The following is a 6,969-nucleotide window of genomic DNA, read 5'->3' on the forward strand; positions in this document are numbered from 1 at the left end:
TTCAAAACACCTCATTCCCATTTCAATAACAGCAATTCGCCGCAAAAACCAGGGCCCAGTGCAGCCATTAATCCATACTCACCCGCAGCAGGCTCACTTTTCATGAACTTCTCTAACACGTAAAGAATTGTAGGGGATGACATATTGCCATTGTAACGCAATACATCCCGTGAAATGTCCGTTTTGTTTTGATCAAATCCTAATGCTGTTTCATATGCTTCAAGAATCTTTTTACCACCAGGATGCGCAACGAAGTGTGTAATATCATCTTTTGTTAGCCCATGCTCACTGAGGAATTCATGAACGAAAGGCCCAAGCCAATTTGTAATGACAGCGGGAATACTTTTTGAGAAAACAACATACAGTCCAGCGTTTTTTACGTCCCAGCCCATAACATTCTCGGAATCGGGCATCAGTTTCGAAGTGGTAGCAATAACCCTAGGCATCGCTTTTTTCACTTTCACCGAAGATTTATCGCCAGAAACCAATGCGCATGCAATTCCATCTGAAAACAGTGAGACCCCCACTAGATTACTTTTTGAATAATCATCTTTCTGAAATGTTAAACTGCATAATTCGGCTGAGAGGACAAGGACGTTCGCTTCGGGAAACGCAAGGCAATATTCGTAGGCCCTGCTAATTCCCGTAGCGCCACCAGCACAACCAAGTCCCCAGATTGGAACCCGTTTTGTACTATCTCGAAAGGGAAGCCGGTTCATAATGCGTGCTTCAATGCTTGGCGTTGAAATCCCACTACTGGAAATGAAGTAAATGGCGTCAATCATAGACGGTTCAATCGGTTCATCAAGCATACCCTCCCCTTGGAGGCACGACAGCACGGCTTGTACACCGAAGTCGACAGTATGTTGAATGTATAAATTATTGCGCTCTTCAAAGTCATGCTCTTTTCCATACCATTCCAGGGGCATGCAAACATTTCTTGTCTCGATATCGCCATTTTGAAAGACTTTCAAAAGCCGTTCAATATCATTGTATTTCTCACTAAATAGGGATCGAGTCAATTCAACTGCTTGTTGCTGTTTAACTTCATGAGGCGGTTTAAAAGTACTGACAGATAGAATTTTCGGCATAGGCTACCTCCGGCTTCATTAATAGTACTCATTACAGATTTACCAGATTTTAAAGATAGGTTGAAATCCTATGAATGGATTGCAAAGGAAATGCTATCCTGAAAGTTTGTATATACCCAACATACGCGTAGCTTGTACAAAAAATTACTAACCGGTGAAAAAAGCCTGTCGATATACCGACAGGCTTTTGCTTTATATTTCCGCAAGTTCCGTACACAACTTCTTCAAACTCTCTTCGAACTTCAAATCACTTTCTTTGGAGCGCTTTTTTGGACCGCGTAATCGTCCGCCAGCCATTCGGACTTTTTGAGCTGTGTGGCGGGCATATAACAGCTGGTCGATGTTGTCCTCCGTATAGAGTCGCCCGTTTTGATCGATTGGATGGCCTTTTTTTGCTAGCACCATCGCTGCCAAACCGTAATCTTGTGTAACGACAATATCATTTTTCTTTACACGATTTACAAGCACAAAATCGACTGCATCCGCCCCCTTCGAGACGATAATTGTCTCTGCACCATCCCGATGCATTTCGTGGGTTGTATCGCAGATAAGGATGCAGCGAAATCCGAAGGTCCCCGCTATTCGGATCGTTTCTTTCACAACCGGACACGCATCCGCGTCGATTAGAATGGTCGTCATTAAGCAGCCTCCCTTTATCTTTAGTATGCCAAATTGGGTGAATAAAGAACTCTTATTGTATTACTCTTCAATCATTCCTGAAAAAGTCAGTTCAAAAACCGATGTACCAACAATTTTGGCGACGTTAACAAGACGGTCCTTACTTAACTTTTCAATAGTGTCCTCTGGCGTATGATACCACTCTTCCACTGGATCATAAATGAACAATGCTGCGTCGATTCCTGCATTATGAAAAGGTGTGTGATCGCTTCTGTCTCCAAAGTCAGTCTCGATTGGATCACCATTCAGTGCCTCGTTCGCTTTACTTGCAGCTTTTGTAACGGTATTGTCCGCTCCATCTATCGTTTGAATGGCTAAATCTCCCGCGTCTGCACTGCCAACCATATCCAAGTTGAACATAGCGGCAGAGCGCTTAATTTCATCTTTCGTCAGTGCACTTACATACTTTTCTGATCCGTGTAATCCTTCTTCTTCAGCACCAAAAAATAGGAATCGAATTTCTTTATTTGTTGGAACAGCTTTGAACATCCTAGCCAGTTCAAGGACAACTGCTGTACCACTTGCATTGTCGCTCGCACCGGGTGCTTCATCGACGGAATCGTAATGGGCACCAATTAGTATGATGTCATCATTCACTTCTAAAGTGGGATGCTTAGTGACAATCAAGTTTTGTGATGCAACCTTGTCAATACGGGCCCCTTTAATTTTAACAGCCGCATTGACAGGACTGCCGTTTTTGACTAATTCAACAAGCTTCGTTCCATCATCATAAGTAAGAGCCAGCGCGGGAATGAATTCTTTAAAATGCTCTTTACCAAGCGTCCATTTATCAATTTCTAATTCATCGGGGAAATAGAGAAGAATAGCCTTTGCACCAACCTCTGATGCCAATAAAACCAGTTCAGAAAAAGCGGTTTTATCAACAGCGACAAGCGCAATTTTTCCTTTTACATCAATTTTTTTGTAATCTTTTTTCAAGCCATATCCTGCATCGACCAATTGGCCGTCGACATTACCGTCAACCGAATATTGAAATGGAGCAGGGGAGAGTGGGCCCGCAAAGCCTTCGACAGTCAGGCTTTGCGACTCCGGTATGACGTACCTTTCGAAATCGAATGGTTGAACGGCAACTTCATATCCTTCCGCCTTCAATTGTACAGTCAAAAAAGCAGCCGCCCGCATTTCCGAACTTGTGCCAGCTACTCGAGGATTTTTCGTTAATTCGTTCAATGAAGCGTAAATATTTTCAATGTTTAATTCCTCGATAAATTCAGATTGTGCTTGATCAAATTCTGGACTATCCACACCGGGTGTTTTCGCTGAGCAAGCTGTCAGTAGGATAGAAAATAATAGTAGGAATGAAAACAGCATTCTTTTACGAGCCACAAGATTCCTCCATTCTAATTTTGGAAAATATACCATGACAATGTTGTTTCATTATAACCATGATAGGGAATAATGAGTGAAGTTGTGGAAGATGATAAAATGAAGAGTTCCACAATCAGCCAATAGAGGATGCCTCCTCGTCCTCTATTTTTATGATATTGAAGGAGAAATTACGACAAATGGCGAAAAGGATTATAGAGTAAAGCAAAACTTGGAGGGATTTTAGTTGTTTAAAACAATCGAAGAGTTTCTTATTAACTGGGGCCATGAAAGTGAATCGACACAAAAAATACTAGATGCATTAACTGATAAGTCTCTTGAACAAGAAGTATCACCCGAAGACCGTACCCTCGGCCGAATTGCGTGGCATGTTGTCACAACACTTGGTGAGATGATGTCACGGACAGGTCTTGATTTCGAAGCGGATCCTCACGATGCAGCTGTACCAACAACGGCTGCCGAAATCGCGGGAGCTTACAGTTCAACAAATAAAGCAATGGTTGCAGCAATCAAAGAACAGTGGACTGATGGATCGTTGGCGGATTTAAAAGAGATGTACGGGGAGCAATGGGCGATTGGAACTGTCCTAGCTATATTAACAGCGCACCAAACGCATCACCGCGGTCAAATGACAGTTCTCATGAGGCAAGCCGGCTTGCGTGTACCGGGCGTCTACGGACCATCCCGTGAAGAGTGGGCAGTGTTTGGCGGAGAAGCGCCGGTCGTGTGAAAACATTGAAAAGCTGATGATACACCGGGAAATCGGTGTATCATCAGCTTTTTTTATTTTAAGTTAACTAGTTGACCTAGAGAGCGATCATATAACGTTTTAGACCTAGCATATCGTTAGCCAAACGAGCATATAACTTTGCGAACCGAGCATATCCGTAAGTCAAACGAGCATATAACTTTGCGGACCGAGCATATCCGTAAGTCAAACGAGCATATAACGTTGCGGACCAATCATATCCGTTAGCCAAACGATCATATAACTTCGCTAACCAACCATATCCACAATCACCCTACCGTAATCCGTCCATTATCCGACTTCAAGCGAATCGTGTGTTCACCAGCGCCGATGACCGTCCGTGAATTTCGTTCGCCAAATACATCGACTTTACCGTGGCCGGTTTTCGTATGAATGGAAACATTTGTAGGCTTGCTGGTTGATTGGATAACAATACTTCCGTTATCCGTTTGAAAATCAATATTCCGATCAAGGCTATCCGTCTGAAGTGTAATCCGTCCATTATCCGTACTGCCGACAATGGAACCCGTAACATGTTCGAGCTCGATTCGACCGTTATCAGACTCAGCTACAATGCTGTCCGCATCGACATGACGCATTTCAATTCGCCCGTTATCCGTTTTCGTGCGTAAATGATCGACCTGCACCTTATCAACTTCAATTCGTCCATTATCCGTTTCGGCAGTCAACGACGTGGCAGCAATCTCTTTTAATTGGATTTTTCCATTATCGGTATTCACACTGATTTTTTTGCACAGTATTTTCTCGGCAGAAATCCGTCCATTATCTGTCTTCATCACAATCGTTTGATACAGCTTCTTAGGAATGAACACGTTGAGTGTCACTGCCTTCATGTTGAAATTAAACATGAGTAACCAGTGGCGTAGGCTTTTCAGCCGGATGAACAATGTATCGCCAACCACTTCCGCAGTTAGTTTCAATTTCTCATTGGAGCCAATTAGTTCGGCGGTCGTCACCGAACTGTCAGACGGACTGACAACTAGTGCGCCATGCTGGACGTTGATGTCAACATTCAAAAATCGATCATCTTGGATTGTAATGACTTCATTCGTCGATGTGATTTCCGCTTTATTTTCCACAAATGAATACGATCCAAGTAATTCCTCAGCAATTTTAACAGGAGATCCTAGAGAAGTAGCAATCTCACTTTCTGACTTTCCATCCTCACGACCGTTAGTGAAGTATTCCTGGATATCTTGAATAATATCATTCCGTTCCTCAGTAGGCAGTCGTTTCAATGCAGTTTCAAGTTCACCTATAAATTGGTTTTCAGTCATTCTGTACACCCTCCTCGATTAATGTATTGACGCCATCCGTGAAATTTTTCCACTCCGATAATTGGTCGTGAAGATAGGTACGACCCGCATCCGTCAATTTATAATACTTACGGGGAGGTCCTTCCGTTGATTCCTGCAAATAGGTCGTGAAATAACCTTCTTTCGTTAAACGTCGCAACAGGGGATAAACTGATCCCTCAGAAATGGAAATTTGATCGGAAATCTTTTGCACAAGCTCGTAACCATAGCGATCTTGCTTATCGAGAAGAACAAGCACGCATAAATTCAGCACGCCTTTTTTGAATTGCACATTCACTTCACACACACTCCTTCCGCTAGTAATTAATGAACAGTACTGGCGTATATAAAGTACTCGTTGACAACAATATATCATAAGGTATTGTTCATTGCAAGGTACTGGATATCAAAAAGCACTTGATTTTTTAACGGGTTCGGTTGATGGGGAGAAAACATTGAATTACAACGGATTGTTTTAACTGAACTGCATAAACTAAACCCAAATATGATTTGGGGTGATGATATTGAATAAAAGTGGCCCTCTTCTGTTGGTTTTAATTAGTATATTAATTTGTGGGTTGAATTATGGAACAGTAATTGCGAATCCCAACGATACTTCTCCTTCAATCCGCGAAAGCTCCACTAAAGTTAGATATAAATCTGCAATAAAAGTAATCGCTGGCTATTTTAATGATATAAATGAAAATCGATGGATTAATGTAGATAAGTGGTATGTTAAGGAAGAAGCAAATGAAATGAAAAGTTTTATGGATGATGAAGAAAACCAGGAAAAAAAGGTAGGTTTACTCAATATTAGAAAAGCTCGATTAATAAAGTGGAAAGAGCTACCATATGGTTATGCTGAAAATTATTTACCGGATCGTTATATGGATAAGTACAGTATTAAAAGGGCGTTTTATGTTGCGGTTGATTATAAGGTTTATCACGAAAATGAGTATCACATAAATGGGGTTAATTATTTTTTAGTGGTTCTTGTATTGGAAGGTGGTAATTGGAAAATCGCATTAACTCCGCTAGTTCCAGTAAATTCAATTATCTTTGATGGTTACGGATTTGAAACCGAAGATGAAAAAACTTTTGATGAAAGAAGATTGAAATTTCATATTAAGTAATTGAAAAGAGTAATTTCTTACTTTACCTAACGTGTGCTTGAACGGAACAACAATAATGCTTATCTTATTGCGCTAACAAGCGGGTTAGTTGAACAGTGTTGTTTAACTTGTGTTCAATTATCGGGCAAAATAAATTAAGAAGGTTAACTCATTATAATTAAAGGGGATATGCACTAATGAAAAATATATTTAATCATATGCACACAGCAGAAGTTTTAAAGCGTATTGACAAATTGAGTCCAAATTCACAACCGCAATGGGGAAAAATGGATGTTGCCCAAATGCTAGCACATTGTTCTTCTTTCCAAGACATTGCAATGGGAAATTCTTTTCCAGCAAGGAGTTGGTTAGGAATAATAGTAGGGAGGTTTGCAAAACAAATCATTTACAATGACAAGACATTGCCCCATAATTTGTCTACAATTCCAACCATTTTGATTGCAGATGATAGAGAATTTGACACAGAAAAAGAAAAGCTTAAACAAAAAATTATCGCATTTCAAAATAACGGACCAGAGAAGTGCACAACTCATCCGCATCCTTTTTTCGGGAAACTTACTTCTGAGCAATGGGGTAAAGGAATATACAAGCACCTTGACCATCATTTTAAACAGTTTGGAGTTTAAACATTGAAAAACAAAATGAAACGATGTGCT

8 protein-coding genes are annotated in these 6,969 nt (G+C 40.9%); 3 read left to right on the forward strand and 5 right to left on the reverse strand.

The features are described from left to right. Window positions 1-11: 11 nt before the first annotated feature. From I2483_RS15200 to I2483_RS15210, 3 genes are all read right to left on the reverse strand, one after another. Window positions 12-1,091 (reverse strand): type III polyketide synthase, encoded by a 1,080-nt coding sequence (locus I2483_RS15200; RefSeq protein WP_207277961.1) that lies wholly within the window; start codon window positions 1,089-1,091, stop codon window positions 12-14. 192 nt (window positions 1,092-1,283) lie between these two features. Then, entirely contained in the window at window positions 1,284-1,730 is a 447-nt protein-coding gene (locus I2483_RS15205; protein ID WP_207277962.1) for a YaiI/YqxD family protein, read from the reverse strand. Between the two features lie 60 nt (window positions 1,731-1,790). Continuing rightward, window positions 1,791-3,116 (reverse strand): M20/M25/M40 family metallo-hydrolase, encoded by a 1,326-nt coding sequence (locus tag I2483_RS15210; protein ID WP_207277963.1) that lies wholly within the window; start codon window positions 3,114-3,116, stop codon window positions 1,791-1,793. A 226-nt stretch (window positions 3,117-3,342) separates the two neighbouring features. Here I2483_RS15210 and I2483_RS15215 point away from each other — a divergent pair, with 226 nt between their 5' ends. Then, window positions 3,343-3,846, forward strand: coding sequence for a DinB family protein (locus tag I2483_RS15215; RefSeq protein WP_207277964.1), 504 nt, complete (start codon window positions 3,343-3,345; stop codon window positions 3,844-3,846). A gap of 287 nt (window positions 3,847-4,133) precedes the next feature. On the opposite strand, the gene I2483_RS15220 is transcribed toward I2483_RS15215, so the two are convergent. Together I2483_RS15220 and I2483_RS15225 are read right to left on the reverse strand one after the other, a co-directional pair. Then, the gene (locus I2483_RS15220; protein ID WP_186671751.1) at window positions 4,134-5,162 is read right to left on the reverse strand and encodes a DUF4097 family beta strand repeat-containing protein; all 1,029 of its coding nucleotides are present in this window, start codon (window positions 5,160-5,162) and stop codon (window positions 4,134-4,136) included. Next, window positions 5,155-5,478, reverse strand: a complete 324-nt coding sequence (locus I2483_RS15225; protein WP_186671748.1) for a helix-turn-helix transcriptional regulator — start codon at window positions 5,476-5,478, stop codon at window positions 5,155-5,157. The genes I2483_RS15220 and I2483_RS15225 overlap by 8 nt, the downstream gene beginning before the upstream one ends. Before the next feature lie 226 nt (window positions 5,479-5,704). On the opposite strand from I2483_RS15225, the gene I2483_RS15230 reads away from it, so the two are divergent. Both I2483_RS15230 and I2483_RS15235 read left to right on the forward strand, forming a co-directional pair. Then, the gene (locus I2483_RS15230; protein WP_207277965.1) at window positions 5,705-6,313 is read left to right on the forward strand and encodes a hypothetical protein; all 609 of its coding nucleotides are present in this window, start codon (window positions 5,705-5,707) and stop codon (window positions 6,311-6,313) included. A gap of 176 nt (window positions 6,314-6,489) precedes the next feature. Then, window positions 6,490-6,939 carry a DUF1569 domain-containing protein gene (locus I2483_RS15235; RefSeq protein ID WP_207277966.1) on the forward strand — a complete coding sequence of 150 codons (450 nt, stop codon included), beginning with the start codon at window positions 6,490-6,492 and terminating at the stop codon, window positions 6,937-6,939. Window positions 6,940-6,969: the final 30 nt, after the last annotated feature.

Source organism: Sporosarcina sp. E16_3, assembly GCF_017347125.1.
GTDB lineage: Bacteria > Bacillota > Bacilli > Bacillales_A > Planococcaceae > Sporosarcina.

Excerpts from the sequence above, each read along its gene's own strand:
- I2483_RS15220 (WP_186671751.1), bottom strand. The coding sequence starts at position 5,162 with ATGACTGAAAACCAATTTATAGGTGAACTTGAAACTGCATTGAAACGA.
- I2483_RS15200 (WP_207277961.1), bottom strand. The coding sequence starts at position 1,091 with ATGCCGAAAATTCTATCTGTCAGTACTTTTAAACCGCCTCATGAAGTT.
- I2483_RS15205 (WP_207277962.1), bottom strand. The coding sequence starts at position 1,730 with ATGACGACCATTCTAATCGACGCGGATGCGTGTCCGGTTGTGAAAGAA.
- I2483_RS15235 (WP_207277966.1), top strand. The coding sequence starts at position 6,490 with ATGAAAAATATATTTAATCATATGCACACAGCAGAAGTTTTAAAGCGT.